Annotated in this window: 19 protein-coding genes and 1 riboswitch; of the genes, 14 read left to right on the top strand and 5 right to left on the bottom strand. The window is 50.6% G+C overall.

The features are described 5' to 3' along the window. Positions 1 to 7 precede the first annotated feature (7 nt). From AF331_RS10270 to AF331_RS10245, 6 genes are all read left to right on the top strand, one after another. Positions 8 to 1,495 carry a glutamate synthase subunit beta gene (locus AF331_RS10270; RefSeq protein ID WP_053428047.1) on the top strand — a complete coding sequence of 496 codons (1,488 nt, stop codon included), beginning with the start codon at positions 8 to 10 and terminating at the stop codon, positions 1,493 to 1,495. A gap of 259 nt (positions 1,496 to 1,754) precedes the next feature. After that, positions 1,755 to 3,209: an N-acetylglucosamine-specific PTS transporter subunit IIBC gene (nagE, locus tag AF331_RS10265; protein ID WP_053428046.1), complete on the top strand. Its 1,455-nt coding sequence runs from the start codon at positions 1,755 to 1,757 to the stop codon at positions 3,207 to 3,209. A gap of 147 nt (positions 3,210 to 3,356) precedes the next feature. Beyond that, a complete protein-coding gene (locus tag AF331_RS10260) occupies positions 3,357 to 4,064 on the top strand; it encodes a DUF2161 domain-containing phosphodiesterase (protein WP_053428045.1) in 708 nt (235 codons plus the stop codon). A gap of 85 nt (positions 4,065 to 4,149) precedes the next feature. Beyond that, a complete protein-coding gene (locus tag AF331_RS10255) occupies positions 4,150 to 6,000 on the top strand; it encodes a terpene cyclase/mutase family protein (RefSeq protein ID WP_082346935.1) in 1,851 nt (616 codons plus the stop codon). Positions 6,001 to 6,069: 69 nt separating this feature from the next. Further along, entirely contained in the window at positions 6,070 to 6,846 is a 777-nt protein-coding gene (locus AF331_RS10250) for an arylamine N-acetyltransferase family protein (RefSeq protein WP_053428044.1), read from the top strand. A 51-nt stretch (positions 6,847 to 6,897) separates the two neighbouring features. Next, positions 6,898 to 7,173, top strand: a complete 276-nt coding sequence (locus AF331_RS10245; protein ID WP_053428043.1) for a hypothetical protein — start codon at positions 6,898 to 6,900, stop codon at positions 7,171 to 7,173. A gap of 35 nt (positions 7,174 to 7,208) precedes the next feature. Here the strand turns inward: AF331_RS10245 and AF331_RS10240 are convergent, their stop codons facing one another. Beyond that, the gene (locus tag AF331_RS10240) at positions 7,209 to 7,805 is read right to left on the bottom strand and encodes a hypothetical protein (RefSeq protein WP_053428042.1); all 597 of its coding nucleotides are present in this window, start codon (positions 7,803 to 7,805) and stop codon (positions 7,209 to 7,211) included. Positions 7,806 to 7,918: 113 nt separating this feature from the next. Here AF331_RS10240 and AF331_RS10235 point away from each other — a divergent pair, with 113 nt between their 5' ends. The 3 genes from AF331_RS10235 to AF331_RS10225 all read left to right on the top strand — a co-directional run bounded on the left by AF331_RS10235 (position 7,919) and on the right by AF331_RS10225 (position 11,417). Then, positions 7,919 to 8,797 carry an ABC transporter permease subunit gene (locus AF331_RS10235; RefSeq protein ID WP_053428041.1) on the top strand — a complete coding sequence of 293 codons (879 nt, stop codon included), beginning with the start codon at positions 7,919 to 7,921 and terminating at the stop codon, positions 8,795 to 8,797. Next, positions 8,794 to 9,804, top strand: a complete 1,011-nt coding sequence (locus tag AF331_RS10230; protein ID WP_053428040.1) for an ABC transporter permease subunit — start codon at positions 8,794 to 8,796, stop codon at positions 9,802 to 9,804. The genes AF331_RS10235 and AF331_RS10230 overlap by 4 nt, the downstream gene beginning before the upstream one ends. 104 nt (positions 9,805 to 9,908) lie before the next feature. Then, positions 9,909 to 11,417, top strand: a complete 1,509-nt coding sequence (locus AF331_RS10225) for a flotillin family protein (RefSeq protein WP_053428039.1) — start codon at positions 9,909 to 9,911, stop codon at positions 11,415 to 11,417. A 300-nt stretch (positions 11,418 to 11,717) separates the two neighbouring features. On the opposite strand, the gene ade is transcribed toward AF331_RS10225, so the two are convergent. After that, positions 11,718 to 13,457 carry an adenine deaminase gene (gene ade / locus AF331_RS10220; RefSeq protein WP_053428038.1) on the bottom strand — a complete coding sequence of 580 codons (1,740 nt, stop codon included), beginning with the start codon at positions 13,455 to 13,457 and terminating at the stop codon, positions 11,718 to 11,720. Positions 13,458 to 13,530: 73 nt separating this feature from the next. Further along, positions 13,531 to 13,632: riboswitch (purine riboswitch) on the bottom strand. Positions 13,633 to 13,851: 219 nt separating this feature from the next. Here ade and AF331_RS10215 point away from each other — a divergent pair. From AF331_RS10215 to AF331_RS10195, 5 genes are all read left to right on the top strand, one after another. Further along, positions 13,852 to 14,637, top strand: coding sequence for a DUF4397 domain-containing protein (locus tag AF331_RS10215; protein ID WP_053428037.1), 786 nt, complete (start codon positions 13,852 to 13,854; stop codon positions 14,635 to 14,637). Continuing rightward, a complete protein-coding gene (locus AF331_RS10210; RefSeq protein ID WP_053428036.1) occupies positions 14,637 to 15,251 on the top strand; it encodes a class F sortase in 615 nt (204 codons plus the stop codon). The genes AF331_RS10215 and AF331_RS10210 overlap by 1 nt, the downstream gene beginning before the upstream one ends. A gap of 253 nt (positions 15,252 to 15,504) precedes the next feature. Next, on the top strand, positions 15,505 to 16,482 hold the full coding sequence (locus AF331_RS10205) for an alpha/beta hydrolase (protein ID WP_200908251.1): 978 nt from the start codon (positions 15,505 to 15,507) through the stop codon (positions 16,480 to 16,482). 151 nt (positions 16,483 to 16,633) lie between these two features. Next, positions 16,634 to 18,028 carry an FAD-binding oxidoreductase gene (locus AF331_RS10200; RefSeq protein ID WP_053428034.1) on the top strand — a complete coding sequence of 465 codons (1,395 nt, stop codon included), beginning with the start codon at positions 16,634 to 16,636 and terminating at the stop codon, positions 18,026 to 18,028. Further along, the gene (locus tag AF331_RS10195) at positions 18,025 to 18,987 is read left to right on the top strand and encodes a bile acid:sodium symporter family protein (RefSeq protein ID WP_053428033.1); all 963 of its coding nucleotides are present in this window, start codon (positions 18,025 to 18,027) and stop codon (positions 18,985 to 18,987) included. The genes AF331_RS10200 and AF331_RS10195 overlap by 4 nt, the downstream gene beginning before the upstream one ends. Before the next feature lie 325 nt (positions 18,988 to 19,312). Here the strand turns inward: AF331_RS10195 and AF331_RS10190 are convergent, their stop codons facing one another. From AF331_RS10190 to AF331_RS10180, 3 genes are all read right to left on the bottom strand, one after another. Then, positions 19,313 to 20,623: a short-chain fatty acid transporter gene (locus tag AF331_RS10190; protein WP_053428032.1), complete on the bottom strand. Its 1,311-nt coding sequence runs from the start codon at positions 20,621 to 20,623 to the stop codon at positions 19,313 to 19,315. A gap of 102 nt (positions 20,624 to 20,725) precedes the next feature. Next, the gene (locus AF331_RS10185; protein WP_053428031.1) at positions 20,726 to 21,733 is read right to left on the bottom strand and encodes a FecCD family ABC transporter permease; all 1,008 of its coding nucleotides are present in this window, start codon (positions 21,731 to 21,733) and stop codon (positions 20,726 to 20,728) included. Further along, a complete protein-coding gene (locus tag AF331_RS10180) occupies positions 21,730 to 22,731 on the bottom strand; it encodes a FecCD family ABC transporter permease (protein ID WP_373922346.1) in 1,002 nt (333 codons plus the stop codon). The genes AF331_RS10185 and AF331_RS10180 overlap by 4 nt, the downstream gene beginning before the upstream one ends. Positions 22,732 to 22,785 lie beyond the last annotated feature (54 nt).

Below are 22,785 nucleotides of genomic sequence, written 5' to 3'. Positions count from 1 at the left end.
GGGACTCATGGGAAAAGCGACTGGCTTTATGGAATACAGCAGGCAAACATTAAAGGAAAGGCATCCTGGTGAAAGGACGAAGGACTGGGACGACTACACACTCCCCCTATCGGAACAGGAAGTAAGGAATCAGGGAGCGCGCTGCATGGACTGCGGCGTTCCCACCTGTCAATCGGGAATGGAGATCAATGGCTCCACTACGGGCTGTCCGGTTTATCACTTGATCCCCGAATGGAATGATCTCGTATACCAGGGGCAATGGAAGGAAGCGCTGAAGAGGGAGCATCAAATGAATAACTTCCCCGAGTTCACAGGGTTTGCATGCCCGGCACCGTGTGAAGGGGCATGTGTCCTCGGCATCAACGAGCCGCCCGTTGCCATCCGAACCGTAGAACGTTCCATCATCGAGAAGGGATTCCAGGAAGGGTGGGTGATCCCTGAGCCGCCGGAGCACCGTACGGGCAAACGGGTTGCCGTCGTCGGATCCGGTCCTGCCGGGCTTGCATCGGCTGCCCAGCTGAACAAAGCGGGTCATCTAGTGACCGTATTTGAGAAGCATGACCGCGTGGGTGGTCTTCTCACGTACGGGATCCCTGAAATGAAGCTCCCCTATTCTGTAGTGGAGCGCAGGGTCAAGATCCTTGAGGAAGAAGGGATCGACTTTGTGACCAATACAGAAGTCGGGAAGGACTATACCGTCGAACAGCTGCGTGAAAACTTCGATGCCGTCATCCTGTGCGGAGGGGCTGCAGTCCATCGCGATGTACAGGTGGAAGGACGTGCATTGAAGGGCGTCCATTATGCTATGGAATTCCTGCACTCCAACACGAAGAGCCTGTTGGATTCGAACCACGGTGATGGGGAGTATATCTCTGCCGCCGGCAAGAATGTCATTGTGATCGGAGGCGGGGATACGGGTACGGACTGCCTTGCAACTTCTGTACGACACAACTGCAAGAGCCTCACCCAGTTCGACATTTATGACAAGAAAGGCGCCATGCGTGATGAGGTGGGTAATCCGTGGCCGCAGTATCCTGTGATCCACCGGGTCGAATACGGCCAGAAGGAAGCAGAAGAAACGTTCGGTACCGATCCCCGCGCTTATGCTGTTATGACAAAGAGATTCGTCGGTGACGAGAACGGGCATATCAAAGAAGTCCACACGGTCAATGTGAAGCTTCGGTATGATGAAGAAGGCAACAAAATCCGTGAGGAAATCCCGGGAAGTGAAAAGGCGTGGCCAGCCGACCTTGTTCTTCTCGCTATCGGATTCAGTGGTCCCGAACAGGATCTCATCAAGGCCATGGAACTTGAAACGAATCAAAATTCAACCGTGAAGGCGGAATATGGCGACTACAAGACCAATGTGGAAGGCGTATTTGCCGCCGGTGACATGCGACGCGGCCAAAGCCTGATCGTATGGGCAATCAACGAAGGCAGGGAAGCAGCGAGGGAGTGCGACCGCTACCTGATGGGTGCGACCCAGCTGCCTTAATAAGAGGGAAAGACTCTTCGGAATAGGGAATCCGGAGGGTCTTTTTTTGTGGTGAGAGACTAAAAAACATCCATTCCCCTTTCTTCTAAATTGCACAATCTCCGAATATCGTCTACTATAGGATTTTATGTCCTGTTTGTCTCTTTGAAGAGGCAGATGCATGGGCAATTTATCATTATGTTCATTTTCCTATAGAATTGCCCCGGTTTATGAAATTATAATGTGTTGAGCATCTTAAAGAAAAAAGGGGGAAATGTGTATGATGAACTATTTGCAGCGAATCGGTAAATCTCTTATGCTACCGGTTGCAGTCCTTCCTGCGGCTGCCATTCTCATGGGGATCGGGTACTGGATCGATTCTGATGGCTGGGGAGGGAATAATCCGTTTGCCGCCTTCTTGATCAAGGGAGGAGAATCGCTGATCAGCAATATGGGCTTCCTGTTTGCCATCGGGATTGCACTCGGAATGACAAAAGTAAAAGATGGATCGGCGGCTCTCAGCGGCTTGGTGGCCTTCCTGATCATTACCACCCTTTTGTCCCCGGATAGCGTGGCCATGCTTCAGGGTGTCGATGTTGATTCGGTCAATATAGCCTTCGGCAAGATCAACAACCAATTTATCGGGATCCTTTGCGGGATCATAGCGGCTTGGAACTTCAACCGCTTCAGTGAAGTGAAGCTTCCTGATGCCTTCGCTTTCTTCAGCGGCAAGCGCCTTGTGCCGATTATGACGGCCGTATCCATGCTGGTGGTTTCCGTCATCATGCTATTCTTATGGCCGTTGATCTTCTCAGGATTGATCGCCTTCGGGGAGGCCATCAGTTCCCTCAGCTATGTCGGTGCCGGGCTATACGGGTTCTTTAACCGCCTGCTGATCCCGACAGGCCTTCATCACGCGTTGAACGCCGTATTCTGGTTCGATGTCGCGGGAATCAATGATATCGGGAACTTCTGGTCTGGAAAAGGGGATAAAGGCATTACGGGTATGTATATGGCCGGCTTCTTCCCGATCATGATGTTCGGTCTTCCAGCTGCGGCACTTGCCATCTACCACACGGCAAAGCCTGGCAAGAAGAAGCAGATCGGTTCCCTCATGCTTGCGGCTGGTTTTGCCTCATTCTTCACTGGTGTGACAGAGCCCCTTGAGTTCGCCTTCATGTTTGCGGCCCCTGTGCTGTTCCTTGTGCATGCGGTGCTTATGGGCTTATCCCTTGCGGTAGCGGCGTTCTTCCATTGGACAGCCGGATTCGGTTTCTCGGCAGGACTTATCGACTTTTTACTGAGTTCAAGACTGCCGATCGCCAATGCTCCTTACATGCTCCTCGTACAGGGAATCGTTTTCGGACTGATCTACTACTTCCTCTTCCGCTTCTTGATTGTGAAGTTCAATCTTAAGACACCTGGAAGGGGAGAAGATGACTTGGAAGAAGCCGTTCAAGAGACGGCTCAGCCTGAGACATCCAAGGAAGATAAGTTCTCGGCCATGGCTACTGAGATCTATGCTGGCCTTGGTGGAGACGAGAATGTGACATCCGTTGATAACTGTGTAACCCGTCTGCGAATCGAAGTGGATAATATGGACGTCGTGGATCAAAACAGGATCAGGCGCACAGGTGTGCCAGGTATCCATGTTGTGGGAGAACATAGCATTCAGGTAATCGTCGGTACATCCGTTCAATTCGTCGCGGATGAAATCCACAAAATAAGAAAATGATTGGCTGCCCTCCGGATCGTTCAGGATCCGGGGGGTTTTTAGTGACGAGAGGTTTTTCATTTGTTGAAAATGGTCTATACTTTTCACTAACGCTAGATTCATAGAGGAATCTGCAATCAACAGGCAGTACCTGATAGGAGGATCAATATGAAAGAGTCCGATCTGTATCCACCTATACGCAATCATTTCCATTCACTGGGCTACCGTGTCAACGGAGAGGTGAAGGATTGTGATGTAACGGCCATGAAAGGGGAAGAGCTGATCATCGTGGAGATGAAGCTTTCCCTTACGGTGGATCTTCTCGTACAGGCCGCCAAGAGGCTCAGACTGACAGATATGGTATACATAGCGGTCCCGAGACCGAAACGGACGAGGTCCAAAAGGTGGAGGGATGCCTGTCACTTGGTGAGGAGGCTGGAGCTTGGGTTGATCACCGTGTCGCCCCATGCCAAGGGGGATAAACTAGAATTCGTGCATCATCCGGCTCCCTTTGACCGGAAGGCAAGCCTTTCATATGGCAAGAAAAAGCGTGCGCAGCTTGTGAGGGAAATCGAAGGAAGGAGCGCGGATTACAATGTGGGGGGAAGCAATAAGCTGAAGATCATGACGGCTTATAAAGAAAGCTGCATTCACATTGCCGTCCTGCTCGATCGCCATGGACCCCTTTCACCGAAATCCCTCAAAGAACTCGGGACAGGGGATAAAACCCCACTGATCCTTCAGAAAAATTACTATGGATGGTACGACAGGGTCAAGAGAGGTGTATATGAGCTCACGGATAAAGGGAAAAAGGAAATGCTCGACTACCCGGATCTCCTTGAAACGTATAGCACGGAAGAAGGGTCCCCGGATTGATGTCCGGGGTCCTTTTTGATTATTTCTACCACGGCCTACCCTGACATATACATGTGATGAGACCGAGCAAAAGGGGGGTGGCACTGTGAAGAAACGGATGAGGTCCAAGTTGGACAGGATGGCAGAACAACTTGAACAGCGTCAAAATCCTGACGGAAGCTGGACGTTTTGTTTTGAAAACAGCCCCATGACCGATGCGTTCATGATCATTCTTCTCTGTAGCCTGGGTCGAAGGGAAGACCAGTGGGTGGATAAACTTGTGGAGCGTCTCTTCTGTCTGCAAACGAGAGAAGGGACGTGGAAACTGTTCAAGGATGAAGAGGAAGGTAATCTTTCCTCTACAATCGAAGCGTATGTCGCCCTGCGAATGAGCGGAATAAAAGAAAATGATGAGAGGATCACACGTGCTAAGCGTTTCATCCAGGATAACGGCGGTGTAGGAAAAGCTCACTCCCTTACCCGCTTCATGCTGGCGATACTCGGCGGAATGAAGTGGAAAAAGGTTCTTCCGGTCCCGATTGAGTTCGTCCTTATTCCTCCTTCCTCACCCGTGGGATTCTGGGACTTTTCAAGCTATGCCAGGGCCCATATGGCTCCGATCCTGTTATTGAAAAGCCGTGGGTACGCACACGGTCCGCAGGGAATCGCAGGGGAATTGAAGGCGATGAACCGGGAAGGGGAAGAGCGAATACCTGACGGGGAGAGGCACTTCCTGAATAAGATCTCCGGTGCTCTTGGAAGCATGGGAGGACTGTCGTCATCCCTCAAGGAGCGTGCCGAACAGTTCACGCGGGACTATATGCTGGAAAGGATCGAGCCTGACGGGACCTATATGAAATACTTCAGCTCAAGCTTCTTCATGATCTATGCACTCCTGTCCATCGGGTATCGCAAGGATGATCCGTTGATCGAGAAATGCGTTGAAGGATTGAAGGCGATGATCCTTAAGACGGAAAGGGGCTATCATCAACAGAATTCCCCATCCTCCATATGGGACACGGCGTTATTGTCCTATGCCCTTCAGTCGGCGGGGAGATCGGCTGCCGATGGATCCATTCGGAAATCCATACAATTTTTGCAGAAGCATCAGCAATTCCGCTATGGGGATTGGGGAATGGAGTCCCCGGTAGCTCCCGGGGGCTGGGGATTCACCGCGGGTAATACGATTCACCCGGATGTGGACGATACGTCTGCTGCCTTGAGGGCCCTGACATCAACAGCAGTCGACCGGCCTGAGATGCGGGACTCCTGGCAGCGGGGGGTGGACTTCATGGTCGGGATGCAAAATCCTGATGGTGGGTGGCCGGCATTTGAACCGAACAAAACGAATGAGCTTCTCACGCTCTTTCCCATCAACGGAGCAGAAGCAGCGGCCATCGATCCTTCGACGCCGGACCTTACAGGTAGGGCACTTGAGTTCCTAGGCGGATATGCGGGACTAAAGAAGAACCGCAGGGGAATCAAAAAGGGGGTCAGTTGGCTGAAGAAAGCACAGGAGATCGATGGGTCCTGGTACGGGAGATGGGGAGTCTGTTATATCTATGGGACCTGGGCGGCCGTTACGGGCATGAGGGCTGTCGGTGTGCCAGGGGATGACCATCATCTTGTGCTTGCCAAACAGTGGCTAGAAAAAATTCAGCACCGCGGCGGCGGATGGGGAGAATCATGTCTCAGCGATCAAGTGAAACATTATATCCCCTTGTCTAGAGCGACCATATCCCAGACGGCGTGGGCACTGGATGCCTTGATTTCATTGGAGGAGGAACCGACCCCAGCCATTGATACGGGCATGCAGACCCTGCTTGACCTTCTGGAGGAAAAGGATGATTACCCTACCGGTGCCGGCTTACCGGGGAATCTTTATATCCATTATCACAGCTACCAGTGGATCTGGCCCATGGTGACCATCAGCCATTACCTGAAAAAGTATGGATAAGCATATGTACTGCTAAATGAATGGAATCCTGCCATACTAATAGGAACGATTATAGCAGGAGGAAATGACATGGAAAACGTACAGCAAGACGTAAATCGCAGAATCGGCATGGAAGAGCGCTGGTCACCCGCTTTTGCGGAGATACCGGTCCTTCTCGAGGCATTTGCCAAGGCGGTTCCTTTTGAGAACATGGCCATCATAGAAGATCGTCTCACACCCTTCTCAGAACAATCCTTGAAGGAGAAGATCCTGGTGCGGGGGGAGGGCGGACTGTGCTATGACTTGAATGGTCTGTTATACCTTTATCTCAAGGAAGCGGGCTTCAGTGTTACGCTTGTAAGGGGAGTCGTCTATCATCAGGGGAAAGGGGATTTCCATGATATCGGACGGACCCATGTCCTGATCCTTCTCGAGCATGGAGGAGAAAGCTGGGTAGTGGACGGCGGGTTCGGGGGGAATATCCCGCTTAAACCGGTCCCTCTGACAGGGGAAGTCGTAACGTCTGCAAACGGAGACTTCAGGATAGCAAAGGAAGACACTTCCCATGGGGATTATATCCTTCAGATGAAGCTGTCGTATAGGTCCGACGAGTGGCAGAACGGGTATGCATTCGACACCACAAAACCCGTAACGGATCTAAATGAACTGGCAGAAGTTCAAAAAACAGTATCTGTCCATCCGGAATCCCCTTTCAACCGGTCCCCTCTGTTGATAAAGCGGACCGACACCGGAAGTGTCACCCTTACGAAGGGGTCGATGACGGAGTGGGATGACGGGCGCTTGAGTAAAAAGGATCTGGACGATGATTCCTTCAATGAATACCGAAAGAAAAGATTCAATGCATGATACACGGTCATTTTCATTTGTGATAGACTGAGGGCAAGGAGGTCATCTATCATGTTCGACATATTGCTTGCGATCCTCTTCATCCCGATTTTCCTCTGGACCATCAGGGTCGTCATAAGGAAAAGGAAGGCGCATGGAGTGACCGGGATCAAATCGGCCCTCACACCGATCTGTTTTTTATCCGTCGGGGTTTTGAATATCCTCGCCCTATTATTTGACTTCATCGGATTGATCAGCTGGGGCCTGTCTGTTGCCTTCCTTCTCATCGGCGCCTATTTCACTAAGTATCAGATGCCGGAAGAGGACGAAGCTGAAGGCCATTATTGAAGACGAATCAAAAAAGAGCCCACTGGGCTCTTTTTTTAGTTGGCAGGAGGTTTCATATCGGACGTAAAATGATTTCCGTACCATTCTTCCTCTTCGGAAATGATAGCAGAGAACAGCATCCCACTACTTTCCTTTCCGTTGGAATAGACGGGAACCGATCCATCTGCCATTGCCTCTTCCACATCCGTCTGGACTTCTTCAGGCTGGTTGTCCGGTATGAGCATGAGATCAACACGATAGCTGCTCTCGTTATCGGGTCTTCTCAGCACGGTAAGCTCCATCTCCCCATCGTCACCGATGACGGCTTCTGAGGTCAGGACCGGTTTGGGATCCGGTTCCACTTGGCCCGCTTCAATCTGCTCGAATGCATCTTCCTTCGCATACGGCTTCATCTCTACATTCAGGACGGTTCCCGGCGGTAGAGAGGTTTGACCCCTTAAGATCACCTTGGGGTTATCCACCTGCATGGTGGCTGCAATCAACTCGGAACGATCGGGAACCTGAGTGTCTTCCGGTGCAGCCGCCATTTCATTCCCTGCCGACGCTTCTTGCACTGTTGGGGTAAAGGAAACCCTGCAGCCTGAAAGGAGCATCACGGCAGTGGCAGCTACAATCAACGTTACATATTTCATATGTGTCACCCTTATTCGTATATTCAGAATAATATTTACAATTCCATTTCAGTATTGTAACATTGTTTTTAGTTTGATTCTACATAAATATGGAAACGAAAAGGGGAGAAGAGATGAAGAGAGTACTGTATACTCCTCTACACTTTATTTTAGTCATCACTGGTTTGTTTTTATTGAGCGGCCTTGGGGCGCTGCTATCCTACGATACTGAGCTTGTCATCAATTTAGGGGACTACGGGGTCAGACTGAAGGAGATTTTCCAGCAGCTCCTTCATCCAGCCCAGATTGCCATGCCGTGGGGAGAAGGGAATAAGACATATCCCATCACGACCGTATTTGCCAAAACCTACTTTTATTCGTTTTCCATCTTGATTGCGGCATTTTTCGTGGCTGTGGCATTTGCCATCATCATCAGCTATTCCATCATGATGCTGCCGGGCAAGGGCTACCGTTTCACCATGAAAGTCGTGAATGCCGTTGATGCCCTTCCCGATGTATTCATCGTGGTCGGTTTCCAGCTTTTCATCATCTGGCTATTCAAGCAGACGGGTCTGTTGGTCTTTGAGATTTACGCATTCGGAGAGGAGAAGATCTACTTCCTCCCGATTCTGTGTCTGTCGCTTCTCCCTGTCGTCTTCCTGGTGAAGCAATTCATCTTCCAGTTGAAAGAAGAAGAAAATAAGCCGTACGTCGAATTTTCCTTTGCCAAGGGGTTCAGGAAGTCCTACACGGTATGGCGGCATATCTTCAGGAACGTATGGATTCACTTCTTCCTTCATTTGAAGCCGATCTTCCTGTTGATGCTGTCGAATTTGTTGATCATTGAGATCCTATTCAACATCAATGGCTTCATGATGACACTCGCAACCGCAGCGATTTCCGTACCGGCAGGCTTTTTTATCGGGCTGCTTCTGATATTCATACCGTTCTTCATTGTATTCCAACTCGGTTCATGGATCTTGAGCCGTTGGCTCGGGGGTGAGCACGCATGAAGCCTTGGATGTTGAAACGACTCGCACTGCCTGTATTGTTCCTGACGGGACTCGTGCTGGCAAGCTTTTTACTTCCTTATATGAATCCGGACTTTGATGAAAAGACTAAGTACTTGCAGAACGATGAGGGCAGGGTGATTGCAGCCCCTCCTTATTCAATCAGTGAGATGCCGCCGTTCGGAGGGGATGTGCTTGGAAGGAATCTATTCTATCTATTAGTGGCAGGAGCGAAGTATACACTGTTGGCTGCTGTAGCCATTGCGCTGCTGAGAATGCTCTTCGGCTTCCTCTTTGCCTGCGTGTATGCCTTCCTTCCGTCCTTGATCAATCGGATCCTGAAGGGTCTGACTGAAGCGTTTCAGTATATTCCTCTTGTGATCATTGTTTTCATCCTCCTGATTCCCCTTGAAATTGCCTTCTCGGGGGATGTGTTGTCATCAAGTAAATACTTTGCCATCCAGATTGCCGTCATCGCCCTGGTGTCGATTCCTTCTCTCGGAATCTATCTCGGTGAAGAAATGAAGCTGTTCATGAAGAATGACTTTATCGTTGCATCCCAAACCATGGGTGCCAATCGCTTCCATTTGCTGAGACGTCACCTGTTCCCGCAGTTCATGAGGCATTCTGTAGTGCTATTCTCAGAACAGATTGCAGCGGCCCTTGCGCTGATCATTCAGCTCGGCATCATGCTCATGTGTCTCGGTGGATTGAAGATAGCGGACGTCGGAGTCATGACCCAGTCCCTTGTTTATTTTTCCGAGACGAATGAGTGGGGAGCGACCATCGCCATCAATATCAGGGAAGTCTTCAATAGGGTGCATCTTGTGCTCATTCCACTTCTGTTCTTCGCTGTGAGCATCCTGTGTGCCAATTCCATCAGTACAACCTTGAAGAGGGGGCTGGTGGACGGCATCGTTCCATCAATGAAGAAAAGAAGAGTGCGAGATCAAAAGGCAGATAGAGTAGAAATCACGAGTGAATCCTTTACAATGGGTAGTGGAAAATAATTCATTTCGTCAAATCATGAAACTTTTTGGCAGGTCCTTCCGTAGATAGTGGTGTAGGAATATTCCAATCTATTTATGAACCATCAACAGAAAGGGGTTTTATCATGGCAGGATTAACATTGGCAGGGGTGTTCGTCATTCTCATCCCTCTATTGGTCATCGCCGCAATCGCAGGGGTCGGTTATTATTTCTGGATCCGTTTCCGCTATCGTACGGCGAAGTCGAATCAGGCACTTATCATCACGGGACCGAGGTTGGGTGATCCGGAAAAAGAAACGAATATATTCACCGATAGTGAAGGACGATCGATGAAAATCATCAGGGGTGGAGGATACAGGCTGCGCCGGTTCCAGACGTCCACTCCTGTAAACCTCACATCATTCCAGCTCAAACTCTCTACGCCACGTGTATATACGAACGGAGGCGTCCCGATCGTGGCAGATGCCGTGGCCATGGTGAAGGTGGCTGACTCACTGAACGGAATCGCCAACTACGCCGAGCAATTCCTCGGGAAAGATCAAAAGGAAATCGAAGATGAGATCATTGAAGTACTGGGAAGTAATCTCCGCGCCATTTTGTCAAAAATGACGGTTGAGGATATCAATAGCAACCGTGAGAAATTCAATGCCGATGTGCAGGAAATCGCCCAGCAACAGCTTGATCTCATGGGCTTCAAAATCACATCTCTCGGGTTGACAGACATCCGCGATGCGGACGAACAAAATGGATACTTAGAAAATCTTGGGCGTCCAAGGATTGCCGAAGTGCGCAAGCTGGCTGAAATCGCCGAGGCCAACACAGAACGTGAAACACGGATTCACCGTGCCCAGACCGATCAAGAGGCAAAAGAAGAAGAATACAAACGCCAGATCACGATTGCTGAATCCAAGAAGGAAAAGGACATCAAAGATGCTTCCTTCAAGGAAGAAACAGAACGTGCACGGGCGAAATCAGAGCAGTCCTATGAACTGGAAAGAGCAAAGCTTGCCAAGGAAGTAAAAGAAGAAGAATTGACCCTTCAATTCCTTGAAAGGGAACGTGCCGTAAAACTTGAGGCTGAAGAAACCAAAGTGAGAAAAACCAAAGCCGATGCCGATTACTATGAAACAACCCGTAAAGCGGAAGCCGAAGCGCGCAAAGCTGAAATCGACGGGGAAGCAAAAGCGAAGATCCGCAGGGAAGAAGGATCCGCCGAGGCAGACGTCATCAGGGAGCGCGGTAAGGCCGAAGCAGAATCACGGAAGCTATTGGCAGAAGCGATGGAGAAACATGGCGATGTCATCATCACCGAGAAACTCATCGAGATGCTACCGGTCTTCGCCGAGAAGATTGCACAGCCGCTTAATAATATCGACTCTGTGAAAATCATTGACTCAGGCAACGGCCAGGGAGTTCCGTCTTTCGGGAAAAGCATCACCCGCACCATGCTTGATATGCAGGAACCCTTGAAGGAAATGACGGGGATCGACGTGGGTGACCTCTTGAAATCCTACGCCAACCGGACACAGAAAATCGAAGTCAACCAGCCTGTCGCTTCCCAGCCGAATCACGCGGAAGCAGCGGCTGCCAAAGAAACCGACGAAACGGAAGAGAGTCAAGAACCGAAAGAATAATCTCATACAACCCTTGTCCACAAAAAAATCCGAACGATCATTCGATAGTCTCCAAGATATCGAATGCGTTCGGATTTTTTGTGTCGGGTGGCTGAAGTTAGGTCGAAAAGCTTGAAGGATCGTGCAGATGTTCCTGCCATTACTGAGTGGATTGGAGCGGAAGGCGCTTGACTCCTGCGGAAATGGAGGAATGATCGAGACCCCGGAGGCGATCCTCAGCCGAGGAGGCTCGACTTCCTCCCCGCGGAAAGCAAGCGCCTGCAGCGGAAAGGAACGGACGGCTTTAGGATATCCTCACGTTCAACCTTTTGCACGGACCGGGATATGCTTCATCTCATCGACATCGAATAGGCCGAGGTCGGTGAGCTTGATGCTCGGGATGACGGGTAGGGTCAGGAAGGACAGGGTGAGGAAAGGATTGAAATCTCCAGTAAATCCAATATCCTTCAAGGACGTATTAAGCTCCTCCAGCCCCTTGAGTACTTCTTCATGACCGGCACTGGACATCAATCCCCCGATCTCAAGGGAGAGGGATGCGATCACCGATCCGTCCTTCACCATTACAAGTCCGCCCTTCATGTCTCGCAGAGCCTTGATGGCGGCAAGCAAGTCGGTATCATTGGTACCGACGGCAACAAGATTATGTGAATCATGGGCAACCGTCGTAGCAATGGCCCCTGCCTTCAGTCCGAAGCCCTTGACGATGCCTAGCCCGATATTGCCTGTTGCGTGATGCCTCTCCACCACGGCCATCTTCAATTGATCATGTTCAATCGAAACGGAGAAGATATCTCCGGCTGTGTCCACGGTCTCGACCCGTTTAATGGTCTGAAGCTGATTCGGGATGATCTGAATGACGTTTGCTGTGCTGCCGCCAGCCATTCGGATTGCAAGGTCTTCTGCCGCTACATCAGGAAAGTGGAGGGTATCGGTCAATGACATGGGAGGGGTTGTATTTGCACCATTGATGGAAAGGGCCTCCCCGTCCCGGGCAACCAGGCGCCCTTCTTTATAGACAGAAGCGATGTGCAAGGCATCTAGATCGTCAAGAAGGAGGAAATCGGCATCGAATCCAGGTGCGATAGCCCCCTTGGTGTAGAGACCATAACATTCCGCTGCATTCAGCGTGGCCATCTGAATGGCCATGAGAGGGTCCATCCCTTCACCGATGGCCAGGCGTATATTGTGATCGATGCTTCCTTCTTCGACCAGATCATCAAGATGCTTGTCGTCGGTGCAGAACAGACAGCGGCGTACATTCCGTTCATTCACTACAGGTAGCAATTTTTTCAGATCCTTCGCCACGGACCCTTCACGGATGAGAAGGTACATTCCCCGTCGGAGCCTGGCCTTTGCGTCTTCCACTGTATTGCACTCATGGTCGGTTGATACGCCTGCTGCACGGTACACATTGATGGCTTCCTCGGGAAGACCGGCCAGATGGCCGTCGACAAGACGGCTGTACTCAGAGGTCAAGGCAATCTTGTCTATAAGGCCGGGGGAGGCTGATCGCAGGGAAGGGTAATCCATCACTTCGGCAAGCCCTATGACGCGATCATGCTCGAAGAGTGGGCCAAGGTCATCAGCGCCAAGTTCCGCTCCCGAATTCTCAAATGGCGTTGCAGGTACACAGGATGGCAGCATGGTCAACGCATCAAGGGGAAGGTTTTCTGAATCATCGAGCATGAACTGTATGCCTTCGACCCCTGAGACATTCCCGATCTCATGCGGGTCGGTGATGACCGTTGTCACACCATGGGGGAGGACCACTTTTGCAAATTCCGATGGCGTTACCATGGATGATTCGATATGCACGTGACCATCGATGAACGAAGGGCAGAGCCACTTCCCTTCTGCATCAATCGTTTCCTTTCCTTGGTAGTTTCCGATTCCCACGATGATGCCATCTGTGATCGCGACATCACCTTCTGCGATCTCCCTGTTGAATACATCTATGATCCGGGCATTCTTTATCACGATATCAGCCGTGGCAGTACCGGCGGCTGCCTGTATCCGTCTTGTCAAATCAGTCTTTTTCATCAACGTTTTCTCTCCTTTATAAACAAAAAGCCCCGGGGTTCACCCAGGGTTCGACGTTGGAGAAGGACAGGGCATACGGCCTCTGTCTCCTCGTAGTCAAACCATTTACGGTAGTTTGGTAGAAACTTTTGGACCATATTTCCAATATTATACGAGAACACTCATGCTGCTATTAAAATGTTTAAGGAACATTGTATATCCTGCTCTTTAGAAATGTCAATGAAAAATGGATAGAACGGACCGGAAAAGGGCGGATTCAGGGTTCCGGATGGATCAGCACATTCAATGTGCTGAATCGGCAGGTTGAGAGTTGCAGGAAAAATGTAACCGTTATACATTAGATGTACAAGGTTCGAACAAACCTTGCATAAAACATATACAAGGAGTGGAGTGAATGAAAAAGCTTTTTGCAATGTTGGTCGCAGTGTTGATGATGTTTGGTGTATCGGGAGCTGCTTTCGCAGCTGATGGAGATGCCATGGTGCGAATCGTGCACGCATCCCCTGACGCACCGGCTGTCGATGTTTATGTAGATGGTAATGCAGTGGTTGAGGGAGCAGAATTCAAAGCAGCCACTGACTATATGGAACTTCCTGCAGGTGATCACAAAGTGGAAATCTTTGCAGCTGGAACAAAGGAAGATCCGGTGATTTCACAAGATCTTACCGTTGAAGCTGGAATGGCTTACACGGTCGCAGCCGCCAATACCCTTGAAAATCTTGAACTTGTCGTAGCCAATGATTCCATGGACGTAACCGAAGGCAAGACAAAAGTAAGGGTCGGCCATTTATCCCCTGATGCACCAACAGTCGATGTTGGACTGAAGGATGGAGATGCGTTGTTCGAAGGAGCAGAATTCAAAGCCATCACGGATTATCAGGAATTGGATCCTGGAACATATGATCTTGAAATCCGCACACCTGAAGGAGAGCAAGTATTGGATCTTTCCGGAACAGAACTAGCTGAAAATACCGTATACAGTGTGTTTGCCATCAATACAGCAGACAAACTAGAAGTACTTGTATTGAAAGATTACACGCTCATGCCTGGTGGAATGCCTGAGACCGGTATGGGAGGAGCGGCTGATCAAAATACGATGCTTCCGATCGTAGCAGCTGTTGCAGTGCTTGGTGGAGGAGCACTACTATTCATCAACCGTAAAAAATTATTCTCTTCTTAATGAAGCGGATCGCGGTTGTCTTGTTCATCCCATTGCTTCTGGCCGCATGCTCCAATGACCCTTCCACTGCACCGGAAGCGGATGAACCCGTCCAAAAGGTACAAGCGGTGAAGCCTGCTGTTCAAACAGCCAACGTGCAGGATGATGAACAATCGATCATTCCTGAATCGATTACGATCCCTTCACTTGATATTGATGCCCCTGTGAAAGCATTCGGTCTGGATAAGGAAGGGAATATGGAGCTTCCCAAAAACGGGAAGGATGTCGCCTGGTTCTCACCTGGGATTCGCCCCGGGGAACGGGGAAATGCTGTCCTGGCAGGGCATGTCGATGACGAAAAGCAGCCTGCGGTCTTTTTCGACCTGAAAAATATCAAGAAGGGGGACAGGATCATCCTGAAGGGAAAGGATGATGAAGAACTTGTCTTTGAAGTGAAGGATAAACAAGCCTATCTGAAAGATGATGCCCCCCTTCGGAAGATTTTCGGGCCGGGAGATCATATCGGTCTTAATATCATTACGTGCACAGGATATTTTGACCACGATATTCATAATTATGTCGAGCGCCTGGTCGTTTATACAGAGCTCGTCACAGATGAAAAAGCATCCGGGTGAACCGGGTGCTTTTTTTCTTTGGGTGATTCCTGACAGGTTTGGATATGAGTTCTATTTAAGGGATGATCATCTCTCAGCTGTCTACATCTTCAACACATAATAGGGTTTAACTGCATGGGGAATGAGGGAAAAAGGGGTAAAGACAATCTAGTTCAGAAATCTTCGGAAGATACACTTCCCGCAACTGACGGGTGATCCTACCTACCATTGACAGGCTTCCATGAGATGACTGACGATCGAAGGAGAACGAGTGATGAAAAGACGAATCATTTGGTTGATCGGCTCATTGTTGGCCCTCGTTGTCATCGTCCTGGGGCTTGCAGGTAACTATATATATGATCTTGCCATCAGCCGCAACAGCGGTGTTGTCCAGCTCTACGGAGGAACGGATAAGGCGGTTGAAGCGGTGAGCGCATTGGAAGAAGAACAAAAAAGGCTGGAAGAACTGCGCAGTTGGACGAGCAGGCAAAAATTCGAACAGGTATCCATCCAATCCGACGACGGTCTTACCTTGAAGGGCCTGTACCTCAAGAATAAGTACCCGAACGGGAAGACGGTCGTCCTTGCCCACGGGTACAAAGGGAACAGCGACCAGCTTCCCGAGGTGACACGGTTCTATTATCGCCAAGGCTATAATATTCTTAAGCCCGATGCAAGGGGGCACGGGGACAGTGAAGGCGACTATATCGGGTACGGCTGGCCGGACCGGCTCGATTATGTAAAATGGATCGACTTCCTCGTCAAGGAGAAAGGGGAGGAAGCGATCTTCCTTCATGGGTTCTCCATGGGGGCTTCGACCGTCCTGATGACGAGCGGAGAAGATCTGCCGCCCGAAGTGAAGGGGATCATCTCCGATAGTGCCTATACAAATCTCGAGGACGAGCTTGCCCATCAGTTGAAATATCTCTATGACCTTCCCGCCTTCCCCCTTGTAGACGCCACATCCATCGTCACCAAGATCCGGGCGGGGTATTCATTCAAAGAGGCATCTGCTGTCGAGCAGGTAAAGAAGAATGATCTTCCCCTCCTGATCATTCACGGAGCTGAAGATGAACTGGTCCCGACGGAAATGGCGACGGAGATCTATAAGGCAGCCGGAGGAAAGAAGGACATGTGGATCGTCCCGGGAGCAGGTCATACGGAAGGGTTCCTGGTGAATGAACCCGAATACGGCACGAAAGTCATTGACTTTGTCAATGAAGCGATGATGGAGCAGGAAGAAAATAATTGAGAATAATCCGTCCCCTACAGTAGTTTGGGGACGGATTTTTTTGTGAGTAAAGGAAAATAAGAAGTTTTTGAAAAAAGTTCCTCTCATGTCATTGTAAAATTCTGATTATTAGGTATAATTCGACAATAACCATCATCAGGAGGAGAAGCATATGAACACAGACACAGAAACATTATATGAAGAACTTCAGAACGTACTGGGGAAAGACCAGTTATCAACCAATATAACAGTAAGGGAGCAACATGGGAGGGATGAGTCCTATCACGAACCGAGTAATCCCGATCTGGTGGTCTTCCCTTCTTGTGCAGAAGACGTAAGGGCCGTCGTGAAGACAGCGGCTGCTCATGAAGTACCGGTAATCCCATTTGGACTTGGAACAAGTCTGGAAGGTCATGTCATTCCGTATGAGCGGGGGATCACCATCGATTTTTCCAAAATGAATCGAATAGTGGAAGTGAGGGAAAAGGACTTTTTGGTTACCGTGCAGCCGGGTGTCACTCGCTCCCAGCTCAATAAGGAACTCAAGAAACACGGTTTGTTCTTTTCCGTCGATCCCGGAGCCGATGCAACACTTGGCGGCATGGCAGCTACCAATGCAAGCGGGACGACTTCCGTGAAATATGGGGTCATGCGGGATCAGGTCCGTGATCTGGAGGTCGTGACTCCAGACGGAAGTATCATACATACCGGGAACCTTGCACAGAAATCATCCTCGGGTTACCACCTCAACAGTCTGTTTGTAGGATCGGAAGGGACGCTTGGGTGCATAACGGAACTGACATTGAGAGTATACGGGATACCAGAGCATATTGTAGCAGCAAGAGCCTCGTTCCAAGAGCTGGATGATGCAGTGGAAGCCGTTGTATCAATCTTGCAGGCAGGTGTTCCGATTGCCAGGGTCGAGCTTCTGGATGAAACGTCCATGGTGCAGGCCAATCGATTCAGTGAAACGGATTATCATGAAAAGCCCACGCTCTTCCTTGAATTTCACGGAAACGAAGCGGGTCTCGCCCAGGATGTGGAATTCACAAAGGAAATCGTCGCTGATCATGGGTGCGAGTCTGTTGCCTTTGAAACGGACCAAGGGGCAAGGAATCGGTTATGGGATGCCCGTCATAATCTTGCCTATGCCTATATTCATGGGAACAAAGGCAAGAAGATGATGGTGACCGATGTTTGTGTTCCCATATCCGAGCTTTCAGGGGCCATCAGGGACGCCAGGAAGAGGCTGGATACCTTCGGACTCACAGGAGGCATACTCGGTCACGTAGGCGATGGGAACTACCATGTGCTCCTCATGATCGATATGGAAAATCCCCGGGAAGTGGAGAAAGCTGCACAGTTCAACGAACAGATCGTTGAATACGCACTTGAACGCAGGGGGACCTGTACGGGTGAGCATGGTGTCGGAGTAGGGAAGCAAAAGTATCAGGAACTGGAGCACGGTGATTCCCTGCGGGTGATGGAAAGGATCAAAGAAGCCCTCGATCCCAAGGGAATCTTCAACCCCAATAAACTGATCAAACAAAAGGAGGCGGGACAATGAAATTCCTTGAGACCATCAGCAAAACTGCTGGAAAGTACTTTGCCCTTTGGGTCATCCTTGTAGCGGTCGTGGCCTATTTCATCCCGGCACCTTTCCTTCCCCTTGGAGGATACATCACCATCCTCCTGGGTGTGGTCATGTTCGGGATGGGCCTGACGCTAAAACCGGTGGATTTTCAGCTGGTCGTGAAGAAGCCGCTTCCGGTCATCGTCGGGATCCTGGCACAGTTTTTGATCATGCCCCTCGGCGCGCTTCTCATCGCCTATCTCCTCGGCCTCTCGGATCAACTGGCTGCGGGATTAGTCCTTCTTGGCTCGGTACCGGGCGGAACAGCGTCGAACGTGATGGTCTATCTTGCCCGCGGGAATCTTGCCCTATCGGTTGCCATGACGTCGTTGTCAACGCTCCTTGCCCCCCTTGCCACTCCGTTGATTCTCCTTGGACTGGCAGGGCAGTGGATGCCGGTTGATCCCCTGGCCATGTTCCTGTCGATCTTCCAGGTGATCATCGTGCCGATCACACTTGGTATCATCGTCCAGAAGCTTCTTCCTGGCATCGTCGAGAAGAGTCTTGAGATCATTCCGTTGATTTCGGTCCTTGCCATTATGACGATCGTAACGGCCGTCGTTTCTGCCAACGCCCCGAGCATCCGTACTTCCGGAGCAATCATTTTTGTTGCCGTGATGCTTCATAATCTGCTCGGTTTGACCCTTGGGTATGTGGCCGCCGTCATCATGAAATTGAAGGAAGGGGACAGAAGGGCGATTTCCATCGAGGTCGGGATGCAGAATTCTGGACTCGGTGTAGCACTCGCCACCGCCCATTTTGGTCCGCTTGCCGCACTTCCAAGCGTGATTGGAGCAGTATGGCATAATATATCAGGTCCGATCCTGGCGACCTATTGGAGTAAGAAACCTGCTAGAGTCGATGAGACGGAAGAAAAGATGAAAGCTGGATAATCAAAAAAGAGGATGGGACAAAACTAAAAAAGGCCCCTTTAATGCCGAACACGATCAGTATAGGATCTTACTACCGCTCATGATCTCCGTGCAAGACTTCGCTTTCCGCGGGTAGCCCGTGAGCCTCCTCGGCAGGCCTGCGGGGTCTCACATCAGCTACTCTTCCCGCAGGAGTCTTCGTCTTGCACTCCGATCAACCGCTGGAAACGATGAAATTTGAATGGTCATTAAACGAATGTAAAACCCGGATCATTTGCTTTATCGCAGGCAAAAGATTCGGGTTTTACTATGACTAAAACATGTTTATCTCAGCCTCATTTTTTGATTAATAAAGGAATAACATGAGGATGGTGGTCACGAACCCGACCCATACGGCCAGGATGAAACAGTAGCCCATGATGTGGCGGATATGCAGTCCGACGATGCTGAGGATCGGGAGGGCCCAGAAAGGCTGGATGAGATTGGTCCAAGCGTCACCCCATCCGACAGCCATGGCGATGGTTGAAGGCTCCACTCCTAGATTCATCCCCGCCGGTACTTGGAGGGGGCCCTGCAATGCCCATTGACCTCCACCGGACGGGGCCAGGAGATTGACGATTCCCGCTGTCCAGTACGTGAAGATATCGAAGGTTTCTTTATTGGCGATCGATGTCATCCCCTTGATGATGCTTTCCCCCAATCCCGAACTGGTCAAAACGGCGATGATCCCAGCATAAAACGGGAACTGCAGGATGATGGGGGAGGTGGACCCCGCGGCTTCTTTGAACGCTTCGCCGAATGAACGCAGGGATCCATGGAAGATCAAACCGAGGGACAGGAATAAAAGATTGATGATGTTCAGATCAAGGTCCCGGCCCACTATGAATTCATGGATCACGTAGATCATACCGATCAATCCTGTCACGACGCCGAGTATAGGAGTCTTTTCCAACCATGATGCAGGGGTCGCTTCCTCACTGGTCGGGACTTTGACCTTTTGGGTGATCTTTTCTTCATAAGGGGTGACCTGCCCCTTTGGTGCCATCAGACAGATGATGACGGGCATCGTAACGAAAAGAACAAGGAATATGATGATGGTAGAAGGGCTGAAAATCGTTTCGGAAGTAGGGATTACACCCATGAGATCGGCAAGGAAATGATCGTTTGTTGCGACAGTGAGTCCGATTGAACTTGATAATCCTGCTGTGTAAAGAGCGGTGGGGGAATAAGCAGCTGCGACGAGCAGAGGGAAGTGAACGTTTTGATTGCGCCTGCCGATCTCCCTGACCAGGATGGCACCGACCACTACAGCCAGCCCCCAGTTGATGTAATAAGCGGCACCCGATAGGCAAAAGGTGTACACATAGGCCTTTGTCGGGGTGTCTGCCCATTTGGCGAGTTGCTGCAGCCCTTTTTTGACAAAAGGCACGGATGCAAGGACCATGCCGGTCAAAAGCAAAAGGACCATTTGCATGGTAAACGTCAAATAGACCCAAAAGCCGTCCCCGAATGACTTAACAAGGCTGAGTGGCTCTGCCGGCTTCAGGAAAATCCCGATACCGAATACGAGGAGCGTAAGCAGGACAGCGATGACGAAAGCATCAGGCAAGTACCGCTGGACAAGTCTTGATAGTCTATCGGCAATGGAAGCTAACATGATGAACAACTCCTTTCAATGATTGACTACAGTATATTGGGATTTGTCCGGCTTCATGAGCACAAAAAAGCCGGATCCTGGAAGATCCGGCTTTTTACCCTGCTATTTTTTCAGAAGCAGATACACGAAATAGGGAGCCCCGATCAAAGCGGCCATGATCCCGGCAGGAAGACCATCAGGCTCGAGGATATTTCTGCCGACCGTATCGGCTGCGAGTAGCAGCCAGCCCCCGAGGAGCAAGGCTACCGGAAGATACAGCTGATGGCGAGGGCCGACAATGGATTTGGCGAGATGGGGGGCCATCAGGCCGATGAAGGCGATCCCCCCCGTCACGGAGACGGCTGATGCGGCCAGGGCGACGGCTGTGAACAGAAGGACGATCCTCTCCCTCTTCAGTGCGACACCGACGCCGATGGAAGCGGGGTCGCTCAGGGCCAGGAGATTCAGTGTACGGGCTTTATACAGAGTGAACGGTATCAGAATCACCAGCCAAGGAAGGATCGCCCATACGAAGGGCCAATCAGCTCCCCATATGTTACCGGCAAGCCAGTTGGCGATGAAGTCTACTTTTGCCCGTTCCGCACTGGAAATCATGATGATCATCAATCCGGAGAATGCCGTGGAGAATCCGACCCCCACAAGGATCATCTTGACGGGCTGAAGTCCGCCTCCCCGTGTTGAGGAGAAAAAGTAGATGAGACCAGCAGTCAGAATCGCACCGGCAAAGGCCACGATTGGAAGCATGAAGGCGAAAGATCCTGCATCGATGGGGAAGAACAGGAAAAAGACCGTGATGGCGACACCGGCACCGGAATTGATTCCGATGATACCCGGATCTGCAAGGTCATTTTTGGTCATCGTCTGCAGGATGGAGCCTGAAAGGGCAAGGGCCATACCGGCAAGGACGGTAATCACGATCCTCGGTAGCCTGATGGAGAAAAGGATGAATTCATCTTTGAACGACCCATTCCCCATGATGGTGGGGATCAGCCGGTCAATCGACACGGAGGAATACCCCAGGCTGATGCCGATCAAAACAGTAGACACAATGAAAAGCAGAAGGGCGATCAAGATCCCCCGTTGTTTTTTAAGTAGCTTGGGATGGATCATAGTTTACCGCCTTTCCGAACAATGAATAAGAAGAAGGGGAGGCCCATCATGGATACAATGGCCGCAACGGGAGTCTCGTAGGGTGCATTCACGGTCCGGCCGATCGTATCGGCCAGAAGCATGAACGTGCTTCCGAGGACGACCGAGACAGGTATGATGGTGCGATAATCGGTCCCTGTCAGTGCCCGGGCGATATGAGGGACCATCAGTCCAAGAAAGGCCATATTCCCTACGAGGGCGACAGCAGACCCTGCCAAGATGACCGTCAAAATGAATAGGGCCGACTTGACGAGTACCGTTCTTTGACCCAATCCGACTGCGACTTCCTCATTCAGGCTCAGGATGGTCAATTGCCTTGAGAACCCCATGGAAATGATCACACTTAAGAGGATGCAAGGACCGATGATATAAATTTGATTCCACGTCGTGCCGATCAGTCCTCCAGCGGTCCACATGGAGATGTCTTTTGATAGTTTGAAATAAAGACCGATTCCTTCAGAAACAGCAAATAAAAAAGCCGATACAGCCGCTCCTGCAAGGACGATGCGGAATGGGGAGAACCCGCCCCTTTTCGCAGCTCCGATACCAAAGACGAGTCCTGCCCCGGCGGCCGCTCCTATGAAACACGCAAGCATGATGCCGAAGGGACCGATGGAAGGCAGGAAAGCAAGAGCGGCAGCAAGGGCAGCATTGGCTCCAGCCGTGAGACCGAGCAGCCCCGGATCAGCCAGGGGGTTGCGGGTCATCCCCTGCATGATGGCTCCGGAAACGCTGAGGGCGGCGCCGACCAGGATGGCAGCCACTTCACGGGGGAAGCGGAGTTCCTGGAGGATCGAGATCTTGTCCCCGCTCCCGGTATTGGTCAGCGCCCCCCAGACATCGGCAAGGGACGTGTCAGCCGCACCAAAAGTGACCGATACAAGGAAGGTTGCGCATAATACGATTATCAGTATGGATAGTGCAGGTATGTATGGTAGTTTTCGACTCATAGCCATCATCTTTTCTGTCGTAGTATAAGAGAAAGGAATTCTTATAGTAAGAATTCCTTTCGG

Origin of the sequence: Rossellomorea marisflavi (genome assembly GCF_001274775.1) — a bacterium.
GTDB classification, from domain to species: Bacteria; Bacillota; Bacilli; order Bacillales; family Bacillaceae_B; genus Rossellomorea; species Rossellomorea marisflavi.
This window is presented reverse-complemented; position numbering and strand designations above follow the sequence as displayed.